Annotated in this window: 27 protein-coding genes; 10 read left to right on the top strand and 17 right to left on the bottom strand. The window is 59.6% G+C overall.

Going from position 1 to position 25,135, the window contains the following annotated elements; translation table 11 throughout:
* Positions 1–40 precede the first annotated feature (40 nt).
* Positions 41–961 carry a zinc ABC transporter substrate-binding protein ZnuA gene (gene znuA, locus HB680_RS05930; RefSeq protein WP_213937652.1) on the bottom strand — a complete coding sequence of 307 codons (921 nt, stop codon included), beginning with the start codon at positions 959–961 and terminating at the stop codon, positions 41–43.
* A 66-nt stretch (positions 962–1,027) separates the two neighbouring features.
* Here znuA and zur point away from each other — a divergent pair, with 66 nt between their 5' ends.
* Genes zur through HB680_RS05910 form a run of 4 tightly spaced genes read left to right on the top strand, consistent with a single transcriptional unit; the run spans position 1,028 to position 3,830 of the window.
* Positions 1,028–1,510 carry a zinc uptake transcriptional repressor Zur gene (gene zur, locus HB680_RS05925; protein ID WP_123408492.1) on the top strand — a complete coding sequence of 161 codons (483 nt, stop codon included), beginning with the start codon at positions 1,028–1,030 and terminating at the stop codon, positions 1,508–1,510.
* Positions 1,510–2,295, top strand: a complete 786-nt coding sequence (znuC, locus tag HB680_RS05920; RefSeq protein WP_213937651.1) for a zinc ABC transporter ATP-binding protein ZnuC — start codon at positions 1,510–1,512, stop codon at positions 2,293–2,295. Before zur ends, znuC begins: the two co-directional genes overlap by 1 nt.
* Positions 2,288–3,076 carry a zinc ABC transporter permease subunit ZnuB gene (gene znuB, locus HB680_RS05915; protein ID WP_054047998.1) on the top strand — a complete coding sequence of 263 codons (789 nt, stop codon included), beginning with the start codon at positions 2,288–2,290 and terminating at the stop codon, positions 3,074–3,076. The genes znuC and znuB overlap by 8 nt, the downstream gene beginning before the upstream one ends.
* 37 nt (positions 3,077–3,113) lie before the next feature.
* Positions 3,114–3,830: a PA5502 family lipoprotein gene (locus tag HB680_RS05910; RefSeq protein ID WP_213937650.1), complete on the top strand. Its 717-nt coding sequence runs from the start codon at positions 3,114–3,116 to the stop codon at positions 3,828–3,830.
* A gap of 123 nt (positions 3,831–3,953) precedes the next feature.
* Here the strand turns inward: HB680_RS05910 and katE are convergent, their stop codons facing one another.
* Entirely contained in the window at positions 3,954–6,092 is a 2,139-nt protein-coding gene (gene katE / locus HB680_RS05905) for a catalase HPII (RefSeq protein ID WP_213937649.1), read from the bottom strand.
* 264 nt (positions 6,093–6,356) lie between these two features.
* Between katE and HB680_RS05900 the strand changes: the two genes are divergently transcribed.
* The 4 genes from HB680_RS05900 (at position 6,357) to HB680_RS05885 (ending at position 10,727) form a co-directional block, all read left to right on the top strand.
* A complete protein-coding gene (locus HB680_RS05900) occupies positions 6,357–7,364 on the top strand; it encodes an ATP-binding cassette domain-containing protein (RefSeq protein WP_213937648.1) in 1,008 nt (335 codons plus the stop codon).
* Positions 7,364–8,038 (top strand): methionine ABC transporter permease, encoded by a 675-nt coding sequence (locus HB680_RS05895; RefSeq protein ID WP_213937647.1) that lies wholly within the window; start codon positions 7,364–7,366, stop codon positions 8,036–8,038. Before HB680_RS05900 ends, HB680_RS05895 begins: the two co-directional genes overlap by 1 nt.
* 76 nt (positions 8,039–8,114) lie before the next feature.
* Positions 8,115–8,888, top strand: a complete 774-nt coding sequence (locus HB680_RS05890) for a MetQ/NlpA family ABC transporter substrate-binding protein (RefSeq protein WP_213937646.1) — start codon at positions 8,115–8,117, stop codon at positions 8,886–8,888.
* A gap of 210 nt (positions 8,889–9,098) precedes the next feature.
* On the top strand, positions 9,099–10,727 hold the full coding sequence (locus HB680_RS05885) for a methyl-accepting chemotaxis protein (RefSeq protein WP_213937967.1): 1,629 nt from the start codon (positions 9,099–9,101) through the stop codon (positions 10,725–10,727).
* A gap of 10 nt (positions 10,728–10,737) precedes the next feature.
* On the opposite strand, the gene HB680_RS05880 is transcribed toward HB680_RS05885, so the two are convergent.
* The 5 genes from HB680_RS05880 to HB680_RS05860 are packed head-to-tail and all read right to left on the bottom strand — an operon-like array spanning position 10,738 to position 14,646.
* Positions 10,738–11,373 carry an SCO family protein gene (locus tag HB680_RS05880; RefSeq protein WP_213937645.1) on the bottom strand — a complete coding sequence of 212 codons (636 nt, stop codon included), beginning with the start codon at positions 11,371–11,373 and terminating at the stop codon, positions 10,738–10,740.
* Positions 11,370–12,269 (bottom strand): heme o synthase, encoded by a 900-nt coding sequence (gene cyoE, locus HB680_RS05875; protein WP_213937644.1) that lies wholly within the window; start codon positions 12,267–12,269, stop codon positions 11,370–11,372. The genes HB680_RS05880 and cyoE overlap by 4 nt, the downstream gene beginning before the upstream one ends.
* Positions 12,257–13,336, bottom strand: coding sequence for a COX15/CtaA family protein (locus tag HB680_RS05870; protein ID WP_054047982.1), 1,080 nt, complete (start codon positions 13,334–13,336; stop codon positions 12,257–12,259). Before HB680_RS05870 ends, cyoE begins: the two co-directional genes overlap by 13 nt.
* Before the next feature lie 10 nt (positions 13,337–13,346).
* Positions 13,347–13,940, bottom strand: coding sequence for a hypothetical protein (locus HB680_RS05865; RefSeq protein ID WP_213937643.1), 594 nt, complete (start codon positions 13,938–13,940; stop codon positions 13,347–13,349).
* Positions 13,906–14,646 (bottom strand): SURF1 family protein, encoded by a 741-nt coding sequence (locus HB680_RS05860; RefSeq protein WP_213937642.1) that lies wholly within the window; start codon positions 14,644–14,646, stop codon positions 13,906–13,908. The genes HB680_RS05865 and HB680_RS05860 overlap by 35 nt, the downstream gene beginning before the upstream one ends.
* A 70-nt stretch (positions 14,647–14,716) precedes the next feature.
* Between HB680_RS05860 and HB680_RS05855 the strand changes: the two genes are divergently transcribed.
* Positions 14,717–14,920 carry a twin transmembrane helix small protein gene (locus HB680_RS05855; protein ID WP_133835164.1) on the top strand — a complete coding sequence of 68 codons (204 nt, stop codon included), beginning with the start codon at positions 14,717–14,719 and terminating at the stop codon, positions 14,918–14,920.
* Positions 14,921–14,924: 4 nt separating this feature from the next.
* Here HB680_RS05855 and HB680_RS05850 read toward each other — a convergent pair whose 3' ends face one another.
* The 4 genes from HB680_RS05850 to coxB form a co-directional block, all read right to left on the bottom strand.
* Positions 14,925–15,812 carry a cytochrome c oxidase subunit 3 gene (locus tag HB680_RS05850; protein WP_213937641.1) on the bottom strand — a complete coding sequence of 296 codons (888 nt, stop codon included), beginning with the start codon at positions 15,810–15,812 and terminating at the stop codon, positions 14,925–14,927.
* Positions 15,813–15,837: 25 nt separating this feature from the next.
* Complete coding sequence (locus HB680_RS05845; RefSeq protein WP_213937640.1) at positions 15,838–16,389, bottom strand: cytochrome c oxidase assembly protein; 552 nt, start codon at positions 16,387–16,389, stop codon at positions 15,838–15,840.
* 114 nt (positions 16,390–16,503) lie between these two features.
* Positions 16,504–18,093 (bottom strand): cytochrome c oxidase subunit I, encoded by a 1,590-nt coding sequence (gene ctaD, locus HB680_RS05840; RefSeq protein ID WP_133835161.1) that lies wholly within the window; start codon positions 18,091–18,093, stop codon positions 16,504–16,506.
* Positions 18,094–18,175: 82 nt separating this feature from the next.
* The gene (gene coxB, locus HB680_RS05835; RefSeq protein ID WP_213937639.1) at positions 18,176–19,303 is read right to left on the bottom strand and encodes a cytochrome c oxidase subunit II; all 1,128 of its coding nucleotides are present in this window, start codon (positions 19,301–19,303) and stop codon (positions 18,176–18,178) included.
* A gap of 372 nt (positions 19,304–19,675) precedes the next feature.
* On the opposite strand from coxB, the gene HB680_RS05830 reads away from it, so the two are divergent.
* Entirely contained in the window at positions 19,676–20,326 is a 651-nt protein-coding gene (locus HB680_RS05830; RefSeq protein ID WP_123513330.1) for a hypothetical protein, read from the top strand.
* Positions 20,327–20,446: 120 nt separating this feature from the next.
* On the opposite strand, the gene HB680_RS05825 is transcribed toward HB680_RS05830, so the two are convergent.
* The 6 genes from HB680_RS05825 to HB680_RS05800 all read right to left on the bottom strand — a co-directional run bounded on the left by HB680_RS05825 (position 20,447) and on the right by HB680_RS05800 (position 25,135).
* Complete coding sequence (locus HB680_RS05825) at positions 20,447–21,973, bottom strand: SulP family inorganic anion transporter (RefSeq protein ID WP_213937638.1); 1,527 nt, start codon at positions 21,971–21,973, stop codon at positions 20,447–20,449.
* An 89-nt stretch (positions 21,974–22,062) separates the two neighbouring features.
* Positions 22,063–22,794 (bottom strand): carbonic anhydrase, encoded by a 732-nt coding sequence (locus HB680_RS05820; protein WP_213937637.1) that lies wholly within the window; start codon positions 22,792–22,794, stop codon positions 22,063–22,065.
* 229 nt (positions 22,795–23,023) lie between these two features.
* On the bottom strand, positions 23,024–24,082 hold the full coding sequence (locus HB680_RS05815; protein ID WP_213937636.1) for a PA0069 family radical SAM protein: 1,059 nt from the start codon (positions 24,080–24,082) through the stop codon (positions 23,024–23,026).
* Between the two features lie 129 nt (positions 24,083–24,211).
* Positions 24,212–24,451 (bottom strand): pyocin S6 family toxin immunity protein, encoded by a 240-nt coding sequence (locus tag HB680_RS05810; RefSeq protein WP_213937635.1) that lies wholly within the window; start codon positions 24,449–24,451, stop codon positions 24,212–24,214.
* Between the two features lie 19 nt (positions 24,452–24,470).
* Positions 24,471–24,713 (bottom strand): pyocin S6 family toxin immunity protein, encoded by a 243-nt coding sequence (locus HB680_RS05805; RefSeq protein ID WP_213937634.1) that lies wholly within the window; start codon positions 24,711–24,713, stop codon positions 24,471–24,473.
* 182 nt (positions 24,714–24,895) lie between these two features.
* Positions 24,896–25,135 (bottom strand): pyocin S6 family toxin immunity protein, encoded by a 240-nt coding sequence (locus HB680_RS05800; protein ID WP_213937633.1) that lies wholly within the window; start codon positions 25,133–25,135, stop codon positions 24,896–24,898.

The following is a 25,135-nucleotide window of genomic DNA, read 5'->3' as shown; positions in this document are numbered from 1 at the left end:
GCGGGCTTGCTCGCGAATGGGGGCGACACCAATGTCCGGGTTACAACGACTCCAGACACCCCGCCAAATCATTCCCCAACTTCTCCAACACCTGCTCATACCCTTGGGCAGTCGCCGGCGTGTACCCGCCCAACGCATCCAGTTCCGCCAGTTTCACCGGCAGACCGGCCACCAGGGTTTCCGCCAGGCGCGGGCGCAGCGGTGGTTCGCTGAACACGCAAGTCTTGCCGACTTCCTGTAACCGCGTGCGCATCGCCGCGACATGTTGTGCGCCCGGCTGCACTTCGGCCGCGACGCTGAACACGCCCGCGTGCTTCAGGCCGTAGGCGTCTTCAAAGTAGTCGAACGCTTCGTGGAACACGAAATAAGGTTTGCCCGCGACACTCGCCAAGCGAGCCTTCAAGCGCAGGTCCAACGCATCCAGACGCGCATCGAATGCCTTGAGGTTGCTCTGATAGCGTGCCGCGTTGTCAGGATCGGCAGCGCTCAGGTCAGCGGCCATTTTCGTGGCGATCACCCGAGCATTGACCGGCGAGAGCCACAAATGCGCGTCCAGCGTTCCAGGACGATGATCGTGGTCATGTTCGTCGGCATCTTCGGCGTGGGACTGACTATCTTCGGCGAAATGCCGCAGTTTCATCCCCGGCAAATCCTGCACCGCCACGGTCGGTAACGTACGACCTTTCAATACGCGAGGCAGGAAACCTTCCATGTCCGGACCAATCCAGTACACCAGATCCACCGACTGCACCTTCCGTACGTCGGACGGGCGCAACGCGTAGTTATGCGGTGAGGCACCTGGTGGCAGCAGCACTTCCGGAATCGCCACGCCGTCCTGTACCGCTGCGGCAATCAGCTGTAACGGCTTGATGCTGGTGAGCACTTTGACTTCGGCCTGGGCCGATCCGATCAGCAGGAAACTTGCGACAAATGCGGCAAAGATAGAAAAAAGTCGGGACACGATGACCACTCGAAGAGGCGAGAACGGGTAACATAATAACGTCTCTCACAAAACTCGTCGCCGCTCATGCCTAAAACACCGATTGCCAGCCGTCCCCACGACCACTCCCATTGCGTTCACAGCGCATTGTCAGAGGCCGATGCCCTGTGCGCACGTCAAGGCCTGCGCCTGACCGCTTTGCGCCGGCGGGTGCTGGAACTGGTGTGGCAAAGCCATAAACCGCTGGGTGCCTACGACATTCTGGCGGTGCTCAGCGAGCAGGATGGTCGCCGCGCCGCGCCGCCGACTGTGTACCGGGCGCTGGATTTCTTGCTGGAAAACGGCCTCGTACACCGTATCTCCTCGCTGAACGCCTTCGTCGGCTGCAATCACCCGGAGCATGCGCACCAGGGTCAGTTCCTGATTTGCCGCGAATGCCACGCCGCCATCGAGCTGGAACAGAAATCCATCAGCGACGCGATTGTGATCAGCGCCAAGGATGTCGGATTTGTCGTGGAAGCCCAGACCGTTGAAGTGGTCGGGCTCTGCTCGGGTTGCCAGGGGGCTTGATGAGCAACGCGTTGATCCGTCTTGAACAGGTCGCCGTCACGTTTGCCGGGCAAAGTGTGCTGGAAAACATCGACCTGAGCGTCGAGCCGGGGCAAATCGTGACCCTGATCGGCCCCAACGGCGCCGGTAAAACCACCTTGGTGCGTGCCGTGCTCGGCCTGTTGAAGCCGGACAGCGGCAGCGTCTGGCGTAAACCGAAGCTGCGCGTTGGTTACATGCCGCAAAAACTGCATGTCGATCCGACCCTGCCGCTCTCGGTGCTGCGCTTCTTGCGCCTAGTGCCGGGCGTGGACCGCGCGCGAGCCCTGGCGGCACTCAAGGAAGTCGGTGCCGAACAGGTGATCGACAGCCCGGTGCAAAGTGTTTCCGGCGGTGAAATGCAGCGCGTGCTGCTGGCCCGAGCGTTGTTACGTGAGCCTGAATTGCTGGTGCTCGATGAGCCGGTGCAAGGCGTCGATGTGGCCGGTCAGGCCGAGTTGTACAGCCTCATCACGCGTCTGCGGGACCGTCACGGTTGCGGCGTGTTGATGGTTTCCCACGATCTGCACCTGGTGATGAGCACCACCGACCAGGTGGTTTGCCTGAATCGCCACGTCTGCTGCTCCGGGCATCCGGAACATGTCAGCGGCGATCCGGCTTTCGTCGAGCTGTTCGGAAAGAACGCACAAAGCCTGGCGATTTATCACCACCATCATGACCACGCCCATGACCTGCATGGCTCCGTGGTCAGCGCGGCCCCATCGGCCCAACCCCACGTTCACGGAGATAGCTGCAAGCATGGCTGATTTTCTGCTCTACGCCCTGCTTGCAGGTCTGGCCCTGGCGTTGGTCGCGGGCCCGCTGGGTTCATTCGTGGTCTGGCGACGCATGGCCTATTTCGGCGACACCCTGTCTCACGCCGCGCTGCTGGGCGTGGCCCTGGGCTTCTTGCTGGATGTCAGCCCCACCGTGGCCGTCACCGTCGGCTGTCTGCTGCTGGCGGTGTTGCTGGTGACCTTGCAGCAGCGTCAGCCGCTGGCGTCCGACACGCTGTTGGGCATTCTCGCACCGAGCACGCTCTCCCTGGGCCTGGTGGTACTAAGCTTCATGCACGAAGTGCGGATCGACCTGATGGCCTATCTGTTCGGCGACCTGCTGGCGATCAGCCCGACCGACCTGGCCTGGATCCTCGGCGGCAGCGCGGCGGTACTGGCGTTGCTGGTGACGCTGTGGCGGCCATTGCTGGCGATCACCGTGCACGAAGAGTTGGCCACGGTGGAAGGTCTGCCGGTGGCGGCGTTGCGCTTGACCTTGATGCTGCTGATTGCCGTTGTGATTGCCGTGGCGATGAAAATCGTCGGAGTGTTGCTGATTACTTCGCTGTTGATCATCCCGGCGGCTGCGGCACAACGTCACGCCCGCTCGCCGGAGCAGATGGCACTGGGCGCGAGCCTGCTGGGCATGCTCGCGGTGTGTGGCGGGCTGGCGTTGTCGTGGTTCAAGGACACCCCGGCGGGCCCGTCGATTGTGGTGACGGCGGCCGCGCTGTTTCTGCTGAGTTTTGTCCTGCCCCGTCGAGGGGTGTAGACTTGCTCGTTTTTTGCGCAAATAGAGAGTCGCAGGAATGAAGCCGTTCGCCTCCCGTTATCTGCTCCTTGTCGCATTTTCCCTGCTACTGGGCGCTTGCCAAAGTACGCCACCGGCGGCCCCCGAGGTCCCCGATGCGCGGGCTGCGGCCATCGCACAACTGGAACAAAACCTGGCCAGCAGCGAGCTGGCCACTGCCGAAGATCAATTGGCAGCCTTGCAGGCTGAGTCGCCCAACGACCCATCCCTCGTGCAATACCAGCGGCAACTGGCCGAAGCCTATCTGCAACGCAGCCAGATAGTGCTGCAAAAAGGCGATGTGAACGCCGCCGCCACGGCCCTGAGCCGTGCCCGGGCGTTGATGCCCAAGGCGCCGGCGCTGACCGGTGGGGTCAACAACGCCATCGTCAACGCGCGCAAGGCCGAGCTGGATAAAGCCGAAGCAGCGCTCATGGCAGCCGAAGCCAAGCCGAAAGCGAAGGTGATCGATCCAACGGCTGAAAGCACCACTGTTGCGTTGAACCTCACCGACATGAGCAAACTTCGTCGCCAACTGGACGCTATCGCCGCCGATGTGGTGAATTACCAATGCGACGTGAGCATTCAGGCGCCGCGCACCCAGGATTTCCCTTGGTTGGCCACATTGCTGACCAAGCGGGTGAAGAAATTGGATTCGGGGTTTGACTTGAAGCTGGAAAAGCAGATCTTGCGCAACATTCCGGCGCAGATGGTTTTGAGTCCGCGTAAGCCTTAAAAAAAGCATCGCGGGCAAGCCTTGCTCCTACAGGATTCGTGTCGTTCACATATTTAACGAACGACTCGGACTTGTAGGAGCAAGGCTTGCCCGCGAAGGCGTCCTTCCAGTCAATCAAGAACCTTAAGCCGGAATCGCCTTGGCCTTAGGTTCTCGATCCCAAACCCGGTGCTGCCCGATCGCGGTAAAGAATGCCTTGAACAACTTGGCATCCGCGCCAACGATCAACCCCGCATCCGCCTCCAGTTTCAGCACATCCAGCAACTGCTTGGCCTCGCCATGCAACGCGATCGCCTTCAGGTGCTTGTACGCCTCCAGCACGTAATGCAGCGCCACGCCATCGGTGCTCAACGCCTTGATCGACGCCGCACCGCCCGGCACGAACACCGCATCGAAAGCCACGGACGGCAAGCCTTCCATCGATGCATCCACCGGCAGTGACTTGCCATCGGCAGTCGTGACCGGCGCAGACGTCGGGCCGAGCAGTTTCGCGTGGGCACCCTCGGCAGCCAGCGCTTTCTTCATCGCATCAATCGCCGCACCATCGACGCCGTTGGCCGCAAGAATGGCAACTTTTCGCGTCTTGATGTTCTCTGGCAGCAAGTTGGCCTGGCTGAGCGCCGGGGAGTGCTCCAGCGAAGTTTTGCGCACTTCAACCGTACCGGCCTTCGGCGCAGGCAGGCCAAGATTTTGCGCGACGCGTTTGGCCAGTTCCAGATCGATGTTGGCGAGGATCTCATTGACCTGCCGCTCGCGAATCCACAACCGTTCAACCTTGCCGAGCTCGAAGCTGTAAGCCGCGATGATGTGTTCCTGCTCGTGCTTGCTCATGCTCTTGAAGAACAGCCGCGCCTGGGAAAAGTGATCGCCAAACGACTCGCTGCGCTGACGGATCTTGTTCGCGTCGATGCGCTCCGGATATGTCTCGAAACCACCGTCCTGCGCGGCCGGCGGCGTTTCCTTCGGCCAGCCACCATCAATCGAGTTCGGTTCGTAGGACGCGCGACCTTTGTCGATGGTGGTGCGGTGCAGCGCATCCCGCTGGCCGTTATGGAACGGTGCGACCGGGCGGTTGATCGGGATCTCGTGAAAATTCGGCCCACCGAGTCGGCTGATTTGCGTATCGGTGTAGGAAAACAACCGGCCTTGCAGCAGCGGATCGTTGGAGAAGTCGATCCCCGGCACGATGTGCCCTGGGCAAAACGCGACCTGCTCGGTTTCCGCGAAGAAGTTGTCCGGGTTGCGGTTCAGCACCATTTTGCCCAGCGGCGTGATCGGGACGATTTCTTCCGGGATCAGCTTGGTGGGGTCGAGGATGTCGAAGTCGAAGCTGTGCTCGTTCTCTTCCTCGATGACTTGTACGCCCAATTCCCATTCCGGGTAGTCCCCGGTTTCGATGGCCTCCCAGAGATCACGACGGTGGTAGTCAGTGTCTTTACCGGCGAGTTTCTGCGCCTCGTCCCACACCAGCGAACAAGTGCCGGCGGTCGGACGCCAGTGGAATTTGACGAAGCGTGATTTGCCTTCGGCGTTGACCAGGCGGAACGTGTGCACGCCGAAGCCCTGCATGCTGCGCAGGCTTTTCGGGATCGCCCGGTCAGACATGGCCCAGATGACCATGTGCGCCGATTCGGGTTGCAGGGAGACGAAGTCCCAGAACGTGTCATGGGCCGAGCCGCCAGTCGGTATTTCGTTGTGGGGCTCGGGTTTCACCGCGTGGACGAAGTCGGGAAACTTGATCGCGTCCTGAATGAAGAACACCGGCATGTTGTTGCCCACCAGGTCGAAGTTGCCTTCGTCAGTGAAGAACTTCACGGCGAAACCCCGTACGTCTCGCACGGTATCGCCTGACCCGCGTGGACCCTGCACCGTGGAAAAGCGCACGAAGACCGGGGTTTTCTGACCTGGGTCTTGTAGGAATCCGGCCTTGGTCAGGACGGAATGGTTCTCGTAGGTCTGGAAGAAACCATGGGCACCGGTGCCGCGGGCGTGGACGATGCGTTCGGGAATGCGTTCATGGTCAAAATGCGTGATCTTTTCACGCATGATGAAATCTTCCAGCAGCGACGGCCCACGCGCGCCGACCTTCAAGGTGTTTTGGTTATCCGAAACCTTCACGCCCTGATTGGTGCGCAGGGCTTGCCCGGTCGCGTCAGAGCGAAATTCTTCCAGGCTGTCGAGCTTGGCGTTGGTGTTGCTGCGGTCCAGGGTGTCGGTCCCGGCCAGTGCGCTTTTTGCGGCGGCAGGCTTTTTAGTACTCATCAGTCGTAAACTCCTCGTTGCGATTCCCGCCGTAGCCAGGACTCTTATGCATTCCCCAGGCACGGCACCGGGGGCGTTTTCGAGTTGCCTTATTAGTGACTGATGACGTTTTTAGCCGTTCCTTTTTTCTGACCTTTGATCGCGTTATTGCCAAATCGAAGGTTGAATGCGGAATAAATGCTAATAACCTCTATACGGACAGGCTAAAATGCGCGCCCGGCTAACCGCTGATCCTTTTCCAACGCGCCCCACAAGGTTCGCTACGTGATCGAGTTTCAAAACGTCCATAAGACTTACCGCGTTGCCGGTAAGGATATTCCCGCCCTGCATCCGACCAATCTGACGATTGAGAACGGTCAGGTCTACGGCCTGATCGGTCATTCCGGCGCGGGAAAAAGTACCCTGCTTCGTCTGATCAATCGCCTGGAAGAATCCAGTGGCGGCAAGATCTTCGTCGATGGCGAAGAAGTCACCGCGCTGGACGCCAACAGCCTGCGGCGCTTCCGTCAGCAGGTCGGGATGATTTTCCAGCACTTCAACTTGCTGGCGTCCAAGACCGTGGCCGACAACGTCGCGCTGCCGCTGACCCTGGCCGGTGAACTGTCCCGCAGCGAGATCGACCAGCGTGTGGCCGAGTTGCTGAAGCGCGTGGGTCTGTCCGACCATGCCAAAAAGTACCCGGCGCAGTTGTCCGGTGGCCAGAAGCAGCGCGTCGGCATTGCCCGCGCCTTGGCGACCAAGCCGAAAATCCTGCTGTGCGACGAAGCCACCAGCGCCCTGGACCCGCAGACCACCGCGTCGGTCCTGCAATTGCTGGCCGAGATCAACCGCGAGCTGAAACTGACCATCGTCCTGATCACCCACGAGATGGACGTGATCCGTCGGGTCTGCGACCAGGTGGCGGTGATGGACGCAGGCGTGATCGTCGAGCAAGGTACGGTGGCCGAGGTGTTCCTGCATCCCAAGCACCCGACCACCAAGCGTTTCGTGCAAGAAAGCGAGCAGATCGACGAAAGCGAACAGCGCGACGATTTTGCCCACGTGCCGGGGCGTATCGTGCGTCTGACGTTCCAGGGCGAAGCGACCTACGCGCCATTGCTGGGTACTGTCGCGCGGGAAACCGGTGTGGACTACAGCATCCTGGCCGGTCGTATCGACCGCATCAAAGACGTTCCCTACGGGCAACTGACCCTGGCCGTCACCGGCGGCGACATGGAAGCGGCGTTCGGCCTCTTCACCGCGGCTGACGTCCACATGGAGGTGCTGCGCTAATGGAACTCATCAAGACCTTTTTCGAAAACATCGACTGGTTCGAAATCTGGCTGGCCACCGGCGACACGATGCTGATGCTCGGCGGTTCGCTGTTGTTCACCGTTCTGCTCGGTTTGCCGCTGGGCGTGCTGCTGTTCCTGTGCAGCCCGCGTCAGTTGCTGGAATCCAGAAGCCTCTACGCCGTGCTGTCGCTGGTGGTGAACATCCTGCGTTCGCTGCCGTTCATCATTCTGCTGATCGTGATGATCCCGTTCACCGTGCTGATCACCGGCACGTCGCTCGGCGTCGCGGGTGCGATTCCACCGCTGGTGGTGGGCGCCACGCCGTTCTTCGGGCGCCTGGTGGAAACCGCGCTGCGTGAAGTGGATCGCGGCATCATCGAAGCGACCCAGGCCATGGGCGCGACCACCAAACAGATCATCATCAACGCCTTGCTGCCTGAAGCCCGCCCGGGCATTTACGCGGCGATTACGGTGACGGCTATTACACTGGTGTCCTACACGGCGATGGCCGGTGTGGTCGGCGCCGGAGGCTTGGGCGACCTGGCGATCCGTTTCGGTTACCAGCGTTTCCAGACCGACGTCATGATCGTCACCGTGGTGCTGTTGCTGGTGCTGGTGCAGATTCTGCAAATGGTGGGCGACAAACTGGTCGTGCATTTCTCCAGAAAGTAAGCAGTTCTCGTCAACAAGACATGAGCCGGCCATTCGCTGGCAGGCGCCAAACGGGCGCCCACAAGGAGTTAGCTGAATGAAAAAACTACTCGTCGCATTGGCTGCAGTAGCCGCGTTTTCCGCCCAGGCCGATGAAACCCTGACCGTTGCGGCCACCCCGGTGCCGCACGCGGAAATCCTCGAGTTCGTAAAACCGGCCCTGGCCAAAGAAGGCGTGAGCCTGCAAGTCAAAGTGTTCACCGACTACATCCAGCCGAACGTGCAGGTCGCCGAGAAACGTCTGGACGCCAACTTCTTCCAGCACCAGCCGTACCTGGATGAGTTCAACAAGGCCAAGGGCACCAACCTGGTGGCCGTTGCCGGCGTACACCTGGAACCGCTGGGCGCTTACTCCAGCAAGTACAAAGCGCTGACCGAACTGCCTGGCGGCGCCAACGTGGTGATCCCGAACGACGCCACCAACGGCGGCCGTGCCTTGTTGCTGCTGGCGAAGGCTGGCCTGATCAAGTTGAAGGATTCGAACAACATCCTGTCGACTACCAAGGACATCACCGAGAACACCAAGGACCTGAAATTCCGTGAGCTGGAAGCGGCGACCATCCCGCGTGTGCTGACTCAGGTCGATCTGGCGCTGATCAACACCAACTACGCGCTGGAAGCCAAGCTTGATCCGTCCAAGGACGCGCTGGTCATCGAAGGCAACGACTCGCCGTACGTCAACATCCTCGTGGCCCGCCCGGACGACAAGGATAGCGATGCGATGAAGAAACTGGTTGCTGTGTTGCACAGCCCGGAAGTGAAAGCGTTCATCCTCGAGAAGTACAAAGGCGCGGTATTGCCGGCGTTCTGATTAGCGGATGCAACAAAAAATGGGGACGCACATGGCGTCCCCATTTTTTTGCATGAAATATGACCCGACTCGGGTAGGGCGATGCCTACTTAAAATCAGTCTCGGCCGATTACCGACGGTTACATCGGGCCGGTACTCTATTAATTAATAAACCTCCAAGTTTCTTGGACATAGGATTCTCGGTGCCTTCTTAAACTGTTTGGGCGAAACATTATGATCAGGAACATAAACATTGCTACTCGGGCTGCCCTCAGTTTCGCAACAATTACAGTGTTACTGATTGCCCTGGCAGTTTTTGCGATTATTCAAATGGGGGCGCTGAGAGAATCGGAGCAGGCTGTCGAAAATGACTGGATGCCCAGTGTCAGGCAGGTCGGCCTGATCAATGCCTGCTTGCTTCATATGCGCCTGGAAACCCTTCGTGCTTCAAGTGCCTACGATGCAAAAAGGCTAAAAGATGCACTTGATAATCTGCCGAAGTTTCGAGAGCAGCTAAGTAAGGCCGTTAATGATTACGATGCATTAGTCTCTTCTCCCGAAGAAAGAGCGCTGTATGTCGCGGTGAAAGAGTACGCCGCCAAGTACTCGACCCTTATCGACACCATGGGGGGAATGCTGCAAAACAGTTCCAATAATCTGGAGGCCAGGCAGTTCAGCTTCGAAGTTGTGCGCCCCGTGGGCGACGGGTTGGAGGCGGCGGCCAACAAACTGATCGAGTACAACAACCGTGGCGCCACCCTGGCGGGCGTAATGGCGGGGAATGTCTATGCAAACGGCAGGAATCTGGTCATTGGGATCGTTGTCGTTGCGATCCTGTCCACCATCATTCTGGCCATCGTCCTGACGCGCAGTATCACCTCACCGCTGAGCCAGGCCGTCACAGTCGCCGAGCGCATCGCCAACAGCAACCTGGCCATGTCGTTCACGGTCACGGGCGAAGACGAACCGGCCCGCCTGCTCAAAGCGCTGGCCCGGATGCAAGACAACCTTCGCGATACGATTCGCCATATCGCGGACTCCTCCAGTCAGCTGTCCTCGGCGGCCGATGAAATGAGCGCCGCCACTGAAGAAGCCAGCCAGGGGCTACTCCAACAGAACGACGAAATCGGCCAGGCAGCGACGGCGGTGAACCAGATGACGACGGCCGTGGAAGAGGTCGCGCGAAACGCGGGTATCGCTTCGGACTCGGCCAAATCGTCAGAGCAATTCACCGCGACCGGTCATGAAATGGTCAGCAAGACGTTGCAATCGATTCAAGGTCTGGCGGGCAGCGTTGAAAGCACCAGTGAACATGTCCGATCCCTGGCCAGCCAGGCACAAAGTATCGGCAAAGTGCTGGAAGTCATCCGGGCCATCGCCGAACAGACCAATCTCCTGGCGCTCAATGCTGCCATCGAAGCGGCACGGGCAGGCGAACAAGGACGAGGGTTTGCCGTGGTCGCCGATGAAGTGCGCGCCCTCGCGCACCGGACCCAGCAGTCCACTCAGGAAATCGAAGAAATGATTAAAGGCATGCAGGTCGGTTCGGAGCAGGCCACCCATGGCATGGGTGAAAGCAGCGAGTTGGCGCGCGACGCCCTGCAGATCGCCCAAGGTGCCGCCGATGCATTGGAGCAAATCGCTACGGCCATCGTGGTCATCAACGAGCGCAACCGATTGATCGCGACCGCTTCCGAAGAACAGGCTCAAGTGGCGCGGGAAGTGGACCAGAATCTGGTGAGCATTCGTGATTTGTCGATTCAGACCTCCACCGGGGCCAGCCAGTCAGCGACGGCCAGCGGCGAACTCTCTCGGCTGGCGGTTGGCCTGAACAAACTGGTGGCCCGCTTCAGTCTGTAAGCAACAACGGTTACTGACGCTTGAGCATCACTGGCAACTGCGCCACCAACTTCACGTTATTCAACGGCGCACGAATGAACCCGCGCTGAGTGCCGTCCGGCCCGATCACCGCGAGGTTGCCGCTGTGGTCGACCGTGTAGTTAGGCTTGCTGGTATCCGCCGGGATGAACGGGATGCTCACCGCGTTGGCCAGTTTCTGGATGTCGTCCACCGACGACGCGGTCAGGCCCTGGAACTGCGGATCGAAGTAGCCCAGGTACTGCTTGAGCTGCTTGGGCGTGTCGCGGTTCGGGTCGACGCTGACCAGGATGACCTGCAACTTGGCTGCTGCTTCTGGCGGCAGTTCGCTTTTAATCTGGCGCAGTTGGGCGAGGGTGGTCGGGCAGATGTCCGGGCAGAAGGTGTAGCCGAAGAACAGCAGGCTCCACTTGTCTTTCAGCTCGTTGACCGCCACCGGTTTACCGTCCTGGTCGGTCATCGTCACGTTCGGCAGGTTGCGGCTTTGCGGCAGCAGGATGATCCCGGCGTCGATCAGTGCCGTCGGGTCACCCTGGCCTTTGCCGGACAGCACCTTGTTGACGGTCAGGCCCAATACCAGCGCGATCAGGGCGACGAGGATGAAGACGGTTTTCTGAGTTCGAGTCATAGGTTCAACAGTAAGTAGTGGTCTACGAGCAGGGCGATGAACAGCAGGAACAAGTACCAGATAGAGTACTTGAACGTGTTGATCGCCGCGTGCGGCCGAGTGCCACGGTACAGCACCACGGCCCATTGCAGAAACCTTGCGCCCAGTCCCAACGCGCAAACCAGGTAAAGCACGCCGCTCATGTGGATCACATACGGCATCAGGCTGACCGCCAGCAGCGCGAAGGTGTAAAGCAGGATGTGGACTTTGGTGTAGTGCTCGCCATGGGTCACCGGCAGCATCGGGATGTCGGCCTTGGCGTATTCCTCTTTGCGGTGAATGGCCAGCGCCCAGAAGTGTGGCGGGGTCCAGGCGAAGATGATCAGCACCAGCAGCAATGGCTCGGCGCCGATATGTCCGGTGGCGGCAGTCCAGCCCAGCAGCGGCGGCGCAGCGCCGGCGAGGCCGCCGATGACGATGTTCTGCGGCGTCGCGCGTTTGAGGAAACCGGTGTAGACCACCGCGTAGCCGAGCAGCGAGGCAAGGGTCAGCCACGCGGTCAGCGGGTTGGTGAAGGCCAGCAGGAAGGCTTGTCCGAGCACCGCCAGCACCAGGGCAAACGTCAGCGCTGCTGCCGGCGACACCCGGCCTTCAGCCAGCGGCCGCTTGTGGGTCCGGGCCATCACCGCATCGATCCGCCGATCCACCACATGATTGACCGCCGCCGCGCCGCCGGCACACAACGCGATCCCCAGATTGCCGAACACCAGCACCGTCCACGGCACCCCCGCGCGGGTCGCGAGGAACATGCCGACCAAGGAGGTGATGAGCATCAGCACCACCACTTTCGGCTTGGTCAGCTCCAGATAATCGCGCCAGATCGCCTGGCTGTGACGTTCGCCAATCAGAACCGCCATGGCATTTCTCCTTTTATTGTTATGGGCCCGGCTGAATGTTTACGCGGGCTGAACCGCCAGCGCGCAGGAGCTTGTTGCTTGACCCGGACCAGACTGGTCCGCGCGTGATAATTGACCAGCACCATGGTCAGCAACAGCGCCGCACCACCCGCGTTGTGGGCGACGGCGATGGGCAGCGGCAGATGAAACAGCACGTTGCTGATGCCCAGAGTGATTTGCGCGCCGAGGGCGATCAGCACCAGGCCCGCCAGACGCGTCATGCCGACCACTTTCAGTTGCCAGGCCAAACCGAGCAGCACCAGCGTCACCAACAACGCGCCGATGCGGTGAGTCAGGTGAATCGCGGTGCGGGCATCGCTGTCCAGTTGCCCGCCGAGGTAATTGGGGCCGATGTGTTGGGTCAGGTGAAAACCGTTGGCGAAATCTGCCGGTGGCAGCCATTGGCCGTGGCAGGTCGGGAAGTCGATGCACGCCACCGCCGCGTAGTTGGAACTGACCCAGCCACCGAGGGCGATTTGCAGGATCACCAGCAGCAACCCGGCGGTCGCCCAGTACTGTAAGCGCTTGGGCACGGTGAGCGCCGGCAATACGCCGGACAATCGTAGCGTCAGCAGAAACAACAAACTCAAGGTCGCAAAACCGCCGAGCAAATGCCCGGTGACCACTTGCGGCCAAAGCTTGAGCGTCACCGTCCACATGCCGAACGCCGCTTGGGCGAACACCACGCCGAGCAGAAACAGCGGCAACTTCACCGGTTGCCCCGGATGACGGCGATGCACCCAGGCGCGACCGGCCAGCACCGAGATCAACAGCCCCAGGGTGCCGGCGAAGTAGCGGTGGATCATCTCATTCCAGCCCTTGTGGGCCACCACCGGCGTATCGGGGAAATGCAGTTCGGCATGGGCCAGTTGGGCTTCGCTTTTCGGCACGCTGATAAAGCCGTAGCAACCGGGCCAGTCCGGGCAGCCGAGGCCGGCGTGGGTCAGGCGGGTGTAGGCGCCGAGCAACACCACAATCAGTGCCAGCAAGGTGGCAAACAGCGCGAGGCGAAATCCAGGTTTGGCCATGACGATGCCCTTATCCGATGTTCGACAGTTTCAGCAGGTGACGCAGATCGTTCAGCAGGTCCTTGCCCTTGACCGTCGGGTCGTAGCGCAGCACCAGGTTGCCGTGGGGGTCGATGATCCACAGTTGCGGCGCGGTCTTGTCGCCCGTGGTCTTGCTGAATGTGGTGAGGTCCATGGGGTAACGCTGCAACTGCGGATACTCGCGGGTCAGCTTGGCCTCATAGTCGGCGCTCAGCGGTTGTGCGGCGGCCAGGGCATGGCTGGCGCGGGACGCATCGCGGCCGAGGCCGATCTGGATTTGCCGCGCCAGATAGACCAATTGCTGGCAATCCACTGAACAGTCCTTCGGCGCGGTCACCAACATCTGCCAGCGATCCTCTTGAGCCTGCACGCCGAGGTCGGCGCGGGTCTGGCCATTGCCGATCAGTTCGCCGTGATAACTGCGGCCGTCCGGCACCCAGAAATTCAGTTTGTACATGCCGGTGGCGAGGATCATCGGACCGATCACCCCGAGCAGGATCAGCAGCAACTGCAAACGCCCCTTGCGCCGACTCGCCGGCGTTTTAGCCTCAGACATGCTGGGTGGATTCATGGCCGCTCCCATGGTGTTTCTCCTTTGCGTTGTGCCAGCCGAGATAGATAAAAAGGCCAAGCAGGGCGATCGCCATGGCGAACCACTGCACGGCATAAGCGATGTGTTTTTCCGGCCCCATGGCCACCACCGGCCAATCGGCCTGGTAGGACGCGGGGCCGGTTTCTTCACGTAATTCGTAGCCAAAGCCTTCGCGGTTCAGCGCGGTCCAGAGCTTGGCCGGTTCCACCACGGTCACCAGTTGCGGCCAAGTGGTGGTGCTCGGGTCGGCGTGCAATTGGAAAGTGGCACCGGGAGACACATAGACCCACGCGTCGAGGCTCAGGGCTTCGGTGGGCGTCTTGAATTGTGGTGGCGTGCGCCGGTCCGGCCATGGCAGCCAGCCGCGATTGACCAATAGCCAGAGCCCGGTCGCTTGATCGCGGAACGGTTGCAACAACTCGACGCCGACCTTGCCGTCGCGCTGGCGGTTGTCCAGCAGCAGGCTATGCTCGGCGTCGAACTGACCGTGCAAGCGCACCCGGCGAAAGGCCGGGTCTTCGGCGTGTTGCAGCTCGGAACTGGCCATCGGTTCGGCCGCCCGGCGCTCGGCGTAGCTTTGCAGCAGCGCGCTTTTCTCCGCGCCCCGGCTCAATTGCCAGAACCCCAGTGACACCAGCAGCGGCAACAGCAGCGCGACCACAATCGTCGGCACGATGCCCGGCCGGAAGCGCTTCATGACAGCGCCAGAAAGTCGGTGATCGCGATAGCTATACTCAAATGCATCGCCTTTCCCCCGGAGTCTCACCATGCTCAAAGCAGCCATCGTCCTGATGCTGATTGCCACAGTTGTCAGCCTGTTCAGCGGCCTGTTTTTTCTGGTCAAGGACGACAGCAGCTCAAACCGCCTGGTCATTGCCCTGAGCATTCGTGTTGCCCTGGCCGCCACTACCGTAGGCTTGATCGCCTGGGGCTTTTTCAGCGGCCAACTGGTTTCTCACGCGCCGTGGTAATGCCTCAGAGCACGTAGACGAAAACGAACAATCCGATCCACACCACGTCCACGAAGTGCCAGTACCAACTCGCCGCTTCGAAGGCGAACTGGTGCTCGTTATCAAAGTGTCCGCGCATGATCCGCATCAGCATCACGAACAGGATGATGGTGCCGATGGTCACGTGGGCGCCGTGAAACCCGGTGAGCATGAAGAACGTCGCGCCATAGATGCCCGAACCGAGGGTCAGCCCCAGTTCGTGGTAGGCGTGCATGTATTCCTCGGCCTGCAGGGCGAGGAAGCCGCAGCCCAGCAACACGGTGATCGCCAGCCAGATTTTCAGCGCGCCGCGATGGCCTTTTTTCAAGGCGTGGTGGGCGATGGTCACGGTAACGCTGGAGCTCACCAGCAAAATGGTGTTGATCAGCGGCAGGCCCCAGGGGCTGATGACTTCTTTAGGCGGCGGGAACAGTTTCGGGTCAGGGGTATGCAGCAGCGGCCAGGTGAACTGGAAGTTCGGCCACAGCATGTGGGCGATGCCTTTCGGACCTTCGCCCCCCAGCGCCGGGCCGGAGATGTGCCGCACATAAAACAGCGCACCGAAGAAGGCGATGAAGAACATCACCTCGGAGAAAATGAACCAGCTCATGCCCCAGCGGAACGAGCGATCCATCTGCGCGCTATACAAGCCCTGGCGACTTTCCTTGATCACCGTACCGAACCAGCCGAACAGCATGTACGCCAGCAGCAGGCCACCGACGAAAAAGATCAGCGGGCCGTGGGACTCCGGCCGCGCCGCTTTCAGGTCGTTGAACCAAGTGGCCAGGCCGAAGACGGTGACGAACATGCCGACCGTGGCGATGATCGGCCATTTGCTCTGGGCCGGTACGAAATAGTGTTCATGAGTTGCCATTTATTGTTCTCCTTATCGGGCACGCTCAGCCGCCAGTGTTTACAGCTACCGGTGGATGTCGGGCGGTGATATCGAACAGCGTGTAGGACAGCGTCAGGTGCTTCACATCCTTGGGCATGTCACGGTCAACGATGAAACGTACCGGCATCTCGATCCGTTGACCGGGCTGCAGCACTTGCTGGGTAAAGCAGAAACATTCGGTTTTGTGGAAGTACGCCGCCGCTTCACTCGGTGCGATACTCGGCACGGCCTGAGCGCTCATCGGGCGATCGGTGGGGTTGTAGGCGACAAAAATCATCTCGTTCACCGCCCCCGGATGCGCCGTCAGCTCATCGCCTTTGGGATAGAAATCCCAGACCATGTCGGCGGCGTTGGTCGACAGGAACTGCACGCGCACCTGCCGCGAGGTATCCACCACTTGCTCGCCTTCGTATTGCCCGGCGGTTTTGCCGTTGATGCCGAAGGCTTTGCACATCACGTCGTAGATCGGCACCAGGGCGAATCCGAAGACAAACATCGCGACCACCACCAACAGTAGGCGGGTGACGAGTTTTTTCAGCGAGATTGAGTCAGCCATGGTGCAGGCCCTCCACACAAAACCATGTGGGAGCGGGCTTGCTCGCGAAGCAGGCGCTGCGGTCCATCAGATAAACCGCGTTATCGTTCTTCGCGAGCAAGCCCGCTCCCACAGTCATTTCACTTCCGGCGGCGTGGTAAAGGTGTGATACGGCGCCGGTGACGGAATGCTCCACTCCAGGCCTTCCGCGCCATCCCACGGTTTGGCCGGTGCTGGTGGGCCGCCGCGAATGGTCTTGATCACAATGAACAGGAAGAACAACTGCGTGGTGCCGAACATGAATGCGCCAATCGACGACACCATGTTGAAGTCGGCGAATTGCAGGTTGTAGTCCGGAATCCGCCGCGGCATGCCCGCCAACCCTACGAAGTGCATCGGGAAGAAGGCCATGTTCATGCCGATGAACGACAGCCAGAAGTGCAGCTTGCCGAGGGTTTCGTCGTACATGTGGCCGGTCCACTTCGGCATCCAGTAATAGGCCGAGGCAAAGATCCCGAAGATCGCCCCCGGCACCAGCACGTAGTGGAAATGCGCGACCACGAAGTAGGTGTCCTGGTACTGGAAGTCCGCCGGGGCGATGGCCAGCATCAGTCCGGAGAAACCGCCGATGGAGAACAGGATGACGAACGCGACTGCGAACAGCATCGGCGTCTCGAAGGTCAGCGAGCCTTGCCACATGGTGCTCGCCCAGTTGAACACCTTCACGCCCGTGGGCACCGCGATCAGCAGCGTGGCGTACATGAAGAACAGCTCGCCCACCAGCGGAATGCCGACCACGAACATGTGGTGCGCCCAGACGATAAACGACAGGAACGCGATGCTCGCCGTGGCGTAGACCATCGAGGTGTACCCGAACAGCGGCTTGCGCGAGAAGGTCGGGATGATCGAACTGACGGCACCGAAGGCCGGCAGGATCATGATGTACACCTCGGGATGCCCGAAAAACCAGAACACATGCTGGAACAGCACCGGGTCGCCGCCACCGGCGGCACTGAAGAAACTGGTGCCGAAGTGGATGTCCATCAGCATCATCGTCACGCATCCCGCCAGTACCGGCATCACCGCGATCAGCAGGAATGCGGTGATCAGCCAGGTCCAGACGAACAGCGGCATTTTCATCAGCGTCATGCCGGGGGCGCGCAGGTTGAGGATGGTGGCGATCACGTTGATCGCGCCCATGATCGAACTGATCCCCATCAAGTGGATGGCGAAGATGAAGAACGTCACGCTTTCCGGGGCGTAGGTCGTGGACAGCGGCGCGTAAAAGGTCCAGCCAAAGTTCGGTCCGCCACCGGGGGTGAACAGGGTCGACACCAGCAGGATGAACGCCGCCGGCAACAGCCAGAAGCTGAAGTTGTTCATCCGGGGCAGGGCCATGTCGGGCGCGCCGATCATCAACGGGATCATCCAGTTGGCGAGGCCGACAAACGCCGGCATCACCGCACCGAACACCATCACCAGACCGTGCATGGTGGTCATCTGGTTGAAGAACGCCGGTTCGACGATTTGCAGCCCGGGCTGGAACAGCTCGGCGCGAATCACCATGGCGAACGAGCCGCCCAGCAGGAACATGGAAAACGCGAACCACAGGTACAGCGTGCCGATGTCCTTGTGGTTGGTGGTCAGCACCCAGCGCATCAGGCCTTTGGCGGGGCCGTGGGCGTGGTCGGTGGCATGACCATGGTCATCGATGACAGCGCTCATGGCCGTTCTCCTGAGAACGAATGGGCTGGGCAGGCCGGGGCGCGCTGCCCCAACCGGTTCCTTACGTACGCAATAGACCGGGTCATTTGCTTTCCGCCTGTTTCAGCTCCAGCACTTCTTTAGGGGTGACCATGTCGCCTTTGTTGTTGCCCCAGGCGTTACGTTCATAGGTCACGACCGCCGCGATATCGACTTCCGAGAGCTGCTTGCCGAACGCCGCCATGGCAGTGCCGGGCTTGCCGTGGAAGACAATGCTCAGGTGACCTTCTTTCGGTCCGGTGGCGATTTTCGAGCCTTTGAGTGCCGGGAACATTGGCGGCAGGCCTTGGCCTTCGGCCTGGTGACAGGCCACGCAGGTGGTGTGGTAGATCTTGTCGCCGCGCTCCTTGAGCTCGTCGAGGGTCCATTCCTTGCTGGTCAGCTCTTTGAGTTGCAGGGCTTCAGCCTTGCGTTCGGCCAGCCACTTGTCGTAGTCGGCCTTCTCCTTGACGTCGACCACGATCGGCATGAAGCCGTGATCCTTGCCGCACAACTCGGCGCACTGGCCACGGTAGAGGCCGGGCTTGTCGATGCGGGTCCAGGCTTCGTTGACGAACCCCGGAATCGCATCGCGCTTGACCGCGAAGGCCGGCACCCACCACGAGTGGATGACGTCGGCGGAGGTCACCAGGAAGCGCACCTTGGCGCCGATCGGCAGCACCAATGGCTTGTCGACCTCGAGCAAGTAGTGCTCGCCCTTGGCTTCCTTGTTGTGGATTTGATCCTGAGGGGTGGCCAGGTTGCTGAAGAATTCAACGTCCTGGCCGAGATATTTGTAGTGCCACTTCCACTGATAGCCGGTGATCTGGATATCGATATCCGGCTCACTGGCGTCGTACATCTTGATCAGGGTGGCAGTAGCGGGAACCGCCATGGCCACCAGGATGATGAAGGGCACGATGGTCCAGAGGATTTCGACGGTGGTGCTTTCATGAAATTTTGCGGCCACCTGCCCGGTGGAGCGGCGGTGGACCATCATCGACCAGAACATGGCGCCGAAGACGATGATGCCGATCACTACACAGATCCAGAAAATGGTCATGTGCAGGTCAAATACTGCGTGACTGATTTCAGTCGCTCCCGGCGCCATATTCACAGTCCAGGCCGCTTGTGCCTGGCTGAAAATTGACCACAACAGGAGGCCCATCCAGACGTGTGGATGTCGCATCATTGCGGGTTCCCCTTATCGTTCTTGTTATCCCGCCGGCTTTCACCTGCGGCAAGGGAGCGGCTTTTTCAGACTACGAACTTGAATCGCCGAGCCTTGCTGCATATGCAGTCGGGCGTCATCAGCTAACTCCATTCCCACCCGAGTATAGACAGCGACTGCCACCTCGCAATGTGATGGCGTAAATGATCTGAAACAGCTGCCACTTGCGCTCAAGGGCACGAATGGAGAACGATGCGCGACGAGTGGTGGCAAATCGATATAACGTTGGTGTCTCAAGGATGAAACAATTATGACAAATGCGTCTTAGCAACTTTCATAAGCCAGCTAAGTTATGTCTTCCCTATTTCATTGCCTTTGTTTCCTGGAGTTTTCATGAACACCGCCGCATTGCGCGAGCAGATCCAAAAAGCCCAACAACACGAGGCCGAGACCGGCCTGTTAACTCGTCAACTGGAAACCCAACTGCCGCACCTGCATGCTGCCATCCAATTGCCGGACGTCGACGCCAATGGCGTGATGACCCGGTTCGTGGCCGCTTATATAGAGCAAGTACCGGACCTGTTGGACGCCGCCAATGATGTCGCACGGGAAGCGGGCATCGAATCGCAGATCAAACCGGTGCTGAAAATCGCCGAGCAGTTCTTCCTCCAGCCGCCGGCGATCATGACCGGGCACATCGGCCTGGACAGCCTGCTGGACGAAGCCTATCTGGCGCATCGGTTGGTCGAAGAGGTGAATGACCTGTACATCAAGCATTTTGGCCAGCCCCTGATCCCATTGGACATGACTGTCGCCAACCTGATTGCCCACCAATTGATCGGCGAAGAGTTCGCCAACCAACTGGATGAGGCTGTGCATCACGCCGTGGACGAGATGCTTAACGAAGACAGTTTCGCGCTGGAATCGGTGGAAGCCTACCGCGAGAAACTCAACAGCCCGGACACCGGCGCCGCGTGGAAACGCTGGCCGTGCCTGTCGCGCCAGTTAGGCGTGGGCCTGGAGCTGGATCAGCCGGCCGCTTGATCCAACAGTCACTACCGAACCCCTGTGGGAGCGGGCTTGCTCGCGAAGACGGCCGATCACTCAACATCAATGTTGACTGACATACCGCCTTCGCGAGCAAGCCCGCTCCCACATTGTTTTCTACCCGGCGGAACCTACGCCGCTGGTTGTGCGCAACCGCCCTTCCAGCCTGCGCTTCAACCCCCGCGCCTCAATCAACAGCTTCGAACCCTTCGCGGCATTCGCCCGGCCCCACTCCTCAAGCAACTCCAGACACGAATGGTCGATGTAGCTCAGGTTATTGAGCGGCACATGCACCGTCGCGCCGGCTGGAATGGTGCCCAGCACTTGGGTCAGTGCCGGGACCTTGAGAAAGGTCGCCGCACCGATCAAGCGCAGCTCCATTTCGCCGTCCTTGGGCAGATCGATCAGGCTGATTTTCAACCGTGAAGCTTTCCATGCCAGTTTGGCCAGGGTCATGCCGAAGCCGATCAGTACGCCAGTCAGCAGGTCGGTGAAAATGATCGCCAGGGCGGTCGCCGCGTAGGTGAACATCGGCATCCGGCCATAACGGCCCAGACCGCGAAAGGCCTTGAGGTCCACCAGTTTGAAACCGGTATAGACCAGCACACCCGCCAGGCTCGCCACCGGAATGCTTTGCAGCACGCTGGACAGCAACAGCACGAACGCCAACAGCCACAGGCCATGGAAGATCGCCGAGTATCGCGTGGTCGCACCGGCCTGGACGTTGGCCGAGCTGCGCACGATCACGCCGGTCATCGGCAATGCGCCGAGCAAACCGCAGAGCATGTTGCCCACACCTTGTGCCGACAATTCGCGGTCGAAGTCCGAACGCTGGCCGCTGTGCATGCGGTCCACGGCGGCGGCCGACAACAGGGTCTCAGCGCTGGCGATGAAGGCCACGGCAAATGCGGCGATCAGGATCGTCGGATCGGCCAGGTTCAGCAGGTCCGCCGGTTTCAGCCAATCGATGGCTTCTGCCAGGTTGGCCGGCACTTCCACGCGTTTGACCTGCAAGGCGAGCATCAGGCTGGCGACCGTCGCCAGACCAACGCCGAGCAAGGCCCCGGGAACGAAGCGCAGGGAATGCGGGCGGAATTTTTCCCACAACCACATCACCGCAATCGTCGACAGCCCGAGCAAACCGGCCTGCCAGCCAAAGGACGGCAAAGCCTGAACCACCGCGGCCGGGAAGGCTGCGAGGTTATCCAGCCCCGACGGTTTGGGCACCGCGTCGAGCATCACATGCACCTGTGATAGCACGATTAACACGCCAATCCCGGCGAGCATGCCGTAGACCACCGCTGGCGCCGTCACCCGAAACCAGCAGCCGAGTTTGAAACGACCGGCCAGTAGTTGCAGAAACCCCGCCAGCAGCAGGATCGGCCCGAGCATGGCGACGCCATGCTGGCGCACCAACTCGAACACCAAAACGGCCAGACCCGCCGCCGGGCCGCTGACTTGCAGCGGTGAACCGGCAATCCAGCCCACCACCAGGCCACCGATAATCCCGGTGATCAGGCCTTTGGCCGGCGGCAACCCGGACGCGATGGCGATGCCCATGCACAAGGGCAGGGCCACCAGAAACACCACCACGGACGCCAATAGCTCCCGTGGCAGAACAGCTTTTAATTGCGCAGCACGCATAGGGATTCTCCCGAATTTTTCTTCAGGCGTGAAAAAGCCAGGCTGCTCAACTGGCAGCGCGGCTAAACCACACAGGGATTTAGGAGGATTTAGAAGCGCGCTTTAGGCGTCGCCACCGGAATCGGATGACTGCCATCCAGAGGCAGGAAACACCCCTGATCCGCGTCATAAGCTCGGATTTCGCTGGTTTCGATGCTGTAGACCCAACCATGGATAAACAGCTGACCGTTGGCCATGCGCGAGGCCACCGATGGATGCGTGCGCAGATGCTGCAGCTGGGCGATCACATTCTCTTCGGTGAGGATGTGCATGCTTTCGCTTTCGTTAGCGCAATTGCAGTTTTCCTGAACCATGGTTTTCGCCACTTCGGCGTGCCGCAGCCAGGCTTTGACCGTGGGCATTTTTTCCAGGCTTTGCGGGTTGAGGACCGCGCGCATGGCGCCACAATCGGAGTGCCCGCAAATGATGATGTGTTGCACGCCCAGGGCCAGCACCGCGTATTCGATGGCGGTGGAAACGCCGCCGTTCATTTGCCCGTAAGGCGGTACAACGTTGCCGACGTTGCGGGTCACGAACAGGTCGCCAGGGGAGCTTTGGGTAATCAGCTCCGGAACGATGCGCGAATCGGCACAGGTAATGAACATCGCCCTGGGATTCTGGGCCGTGGCGAGTTTCTTGAAGAGTTCTTCCTGCTGCGGAAAGATCTCGTGATGAAAATGCAAAAAGCCGTCAACGATATGCTTCAGCGCTGCATCGGCGGATTCCGCCTCGGGGTGGGCTGAAGCCGACGCAGCCAACGGCTGATTATCCTTGTCACTCATGATTCATCCTCTTTGACGGAGTTGGGAAAGTGTCCCGTTTTATCCGATGTGAAGCCAGTGGCTGTTTAAAAAACGTCCAGGTCGTAAATCCAGACCCGTCAGTCACTCGATGAACAAGGTAACCGTCGAAACTTAACTCAAACTGAATCAACCGCTCTAGAACGTGTGTTCCAGGTCACAAAAAACGTGACTGGGTGTTTGCCGCTCTTCAACCATAGGCCAATTATCTTCAGATCAACGACATTTGGCGACCCGGCGGACAGAAGGCGTCGCAGTCCAGATTAAACCCTTCACGGCGATTGAGCCCCAGGCGCTTGATGGTTTTGGCAAAACGCTGTGCCAACAGGTCCGCGAATGGTCCTTCACCGCGCATCCGGGCACCGAAGCGGCTGTCGTAGAGCTCGCCGCCACGACTCTGTCGGATCAGGCTCAGCACATGGGCCGCGCGCTGCGGGTAGTGAGCCGCCAGCCATTCCTCGAACAGCGGCGCGACTTCCAGAGGCAGGCGCAACATCATATACGCCGCGCTCTGGGCACCGGCGGCCTGGGCCTCGGTCAGCAGGCTTTCGAGCTCGCTGTCATTGATCATCGGAATCATCGGCGAACACAAAACCCCCACCGGAATTCCCGCCTCGCGCATCACCCGAATCGCTCGCAATCGCGCCTTGGGCGCTGCGGCCCGGGGTTCGAGGATGCGCTTGAGCTCATCGTCGAGCGTGGTGAGGCTGATCATCACCGCCACCAGTCGCTGTTCGGCGAGCTCGACCAGCAGGTCCAGATCGCGCAGGATCAGCGAGCCCTTGGTGATGATGGTCACCGGATGACGGTAACGCAGCAGCACTTCCAGGGTCTGGCGGGTGATCTTGTGTTCGCGCTCGATGGGCTGATACGGATCGGTGTTGGAGCCCAGGTTGATCGGCGCGCACTGATAGCCGCGTTTGGAAAGCTGTTCCTCCAGCACGTCGGCGGCATTGGTCTTGGCGATCAGCTTGGTTTCGAAATCCAGCCCCGGCGACATGTCCCAATAGGCGTGGCTGGGCCGCGCGTAGCAATAGATGCAACCGTGCTCGCAACCGCGATAGGGATTGATCGAACGATCGAAGGGCAAATCCGGCGAGTTATTGCGGGTGATGATGGTTTTCGCCGTCTCGATACGTACTTCGGTGCCTTGGGTCACCGGCGCTTCCTGATACCAACCGTCGTCCTCCGCCACCGAACGGTTCGGCGCGAAGCGGTTGTGCGGGTTGGTGGCGGTGCCGCGGCCGCGTGGCGGAAGAGGGGTGGACATCGGTGGGTGCTCGGTAGCTGTATGGGTATACAGTACATCGCGTCGGTTGCCTGGGCCAGCACCGTTCGGCGTTTCCTACTCTTTCAATTTGTGTCAGTCCTGCAAATCCTTCATGGAAATGAAGTTGTATTAGGCCTCCACCCCAATGAATACATCAAGGTCGCTTGGAATGGTTTGGTTGATCAGTAAAGCGATTTGCTGGGCCCGCTCAGTTGTTAGCAGCCATTCTCCGCTTGCCATTTGATTTAGACTTTTATGGCCGAGAAGCTGCACGATTTGGTCGTTAAAGGTTGAATCCACATAAAGCTCATATTTCAGTGAGCTATCTTCAAAGTTGTCGGGCAAAAAACCGGTGATGCATAGGTTCATGGGGGCAGCACCCTAATTTTTATGCTAAGACGCTGATACAGATATCAAGCTCCTTCGGAATGGGTTTCCCGAGCACACCTTCAATTTGCCGGGCTTGCTCTGCTGTAAGTTCAACAACACCATGTCTTACGCCATCTTGAAGGGATTCCCAACCAACCAAATCAAGCACGACCTGATTGAGTTCTGAGGCTACGTCCAACTCAAATTGCACAAATTTATTTTCGTGACCGTCAGGAAAGAAACCTTCGATACATAAAAACATACATGACTCCGAGTGCTCACTGATTTCGTTGAAAGATTTGTCATTTTTATTTTTTCTTAATGTAACTGCAGGTGCTCGCCTTATTAGGCTTTACCGCCCATACGAGGTGATCTATTGTTAGGCCCTCGCTTTGGGCTTGCCCAGATATCGATTCCTCTTAAGTTTGCGATGGGCAGATAGTGCTACGTCTCAACCCCAATGAATAGCTTAAGGTCGCTTGGAATTGGCTGATTGACCAATAAAGCAATCTGCTGAGCCTCCTCAGTTGTTAGCAGCCACTCTCCGCTAGCCATTTCATTCAGACCTTTATGTCCGAGAAGTTTAACTATTTGGTCATTAAATGAAGCATTCAGATCGAGTTCAAATTTAAGTGAATCATCTTCGGCACTATCAGGTAGAAATCCGCTAATACAAAGGTACAT

The sequence above is a fragment of the Pseudomonas sp. dw_612 genome (genome assembly GCF_018449725.1).
Classification (GTDB): Bacteria; Pseudomonadota; Gammaproteobacteria; order Pseudomonadales; family Pseudomonadaceae; genus Aquipseudomonas.
The sequence above is the reverse complement of the archived record's forward strand: the minus strand, read 5'-3'. Positions and strand labels throughout refer to the sequence as shown.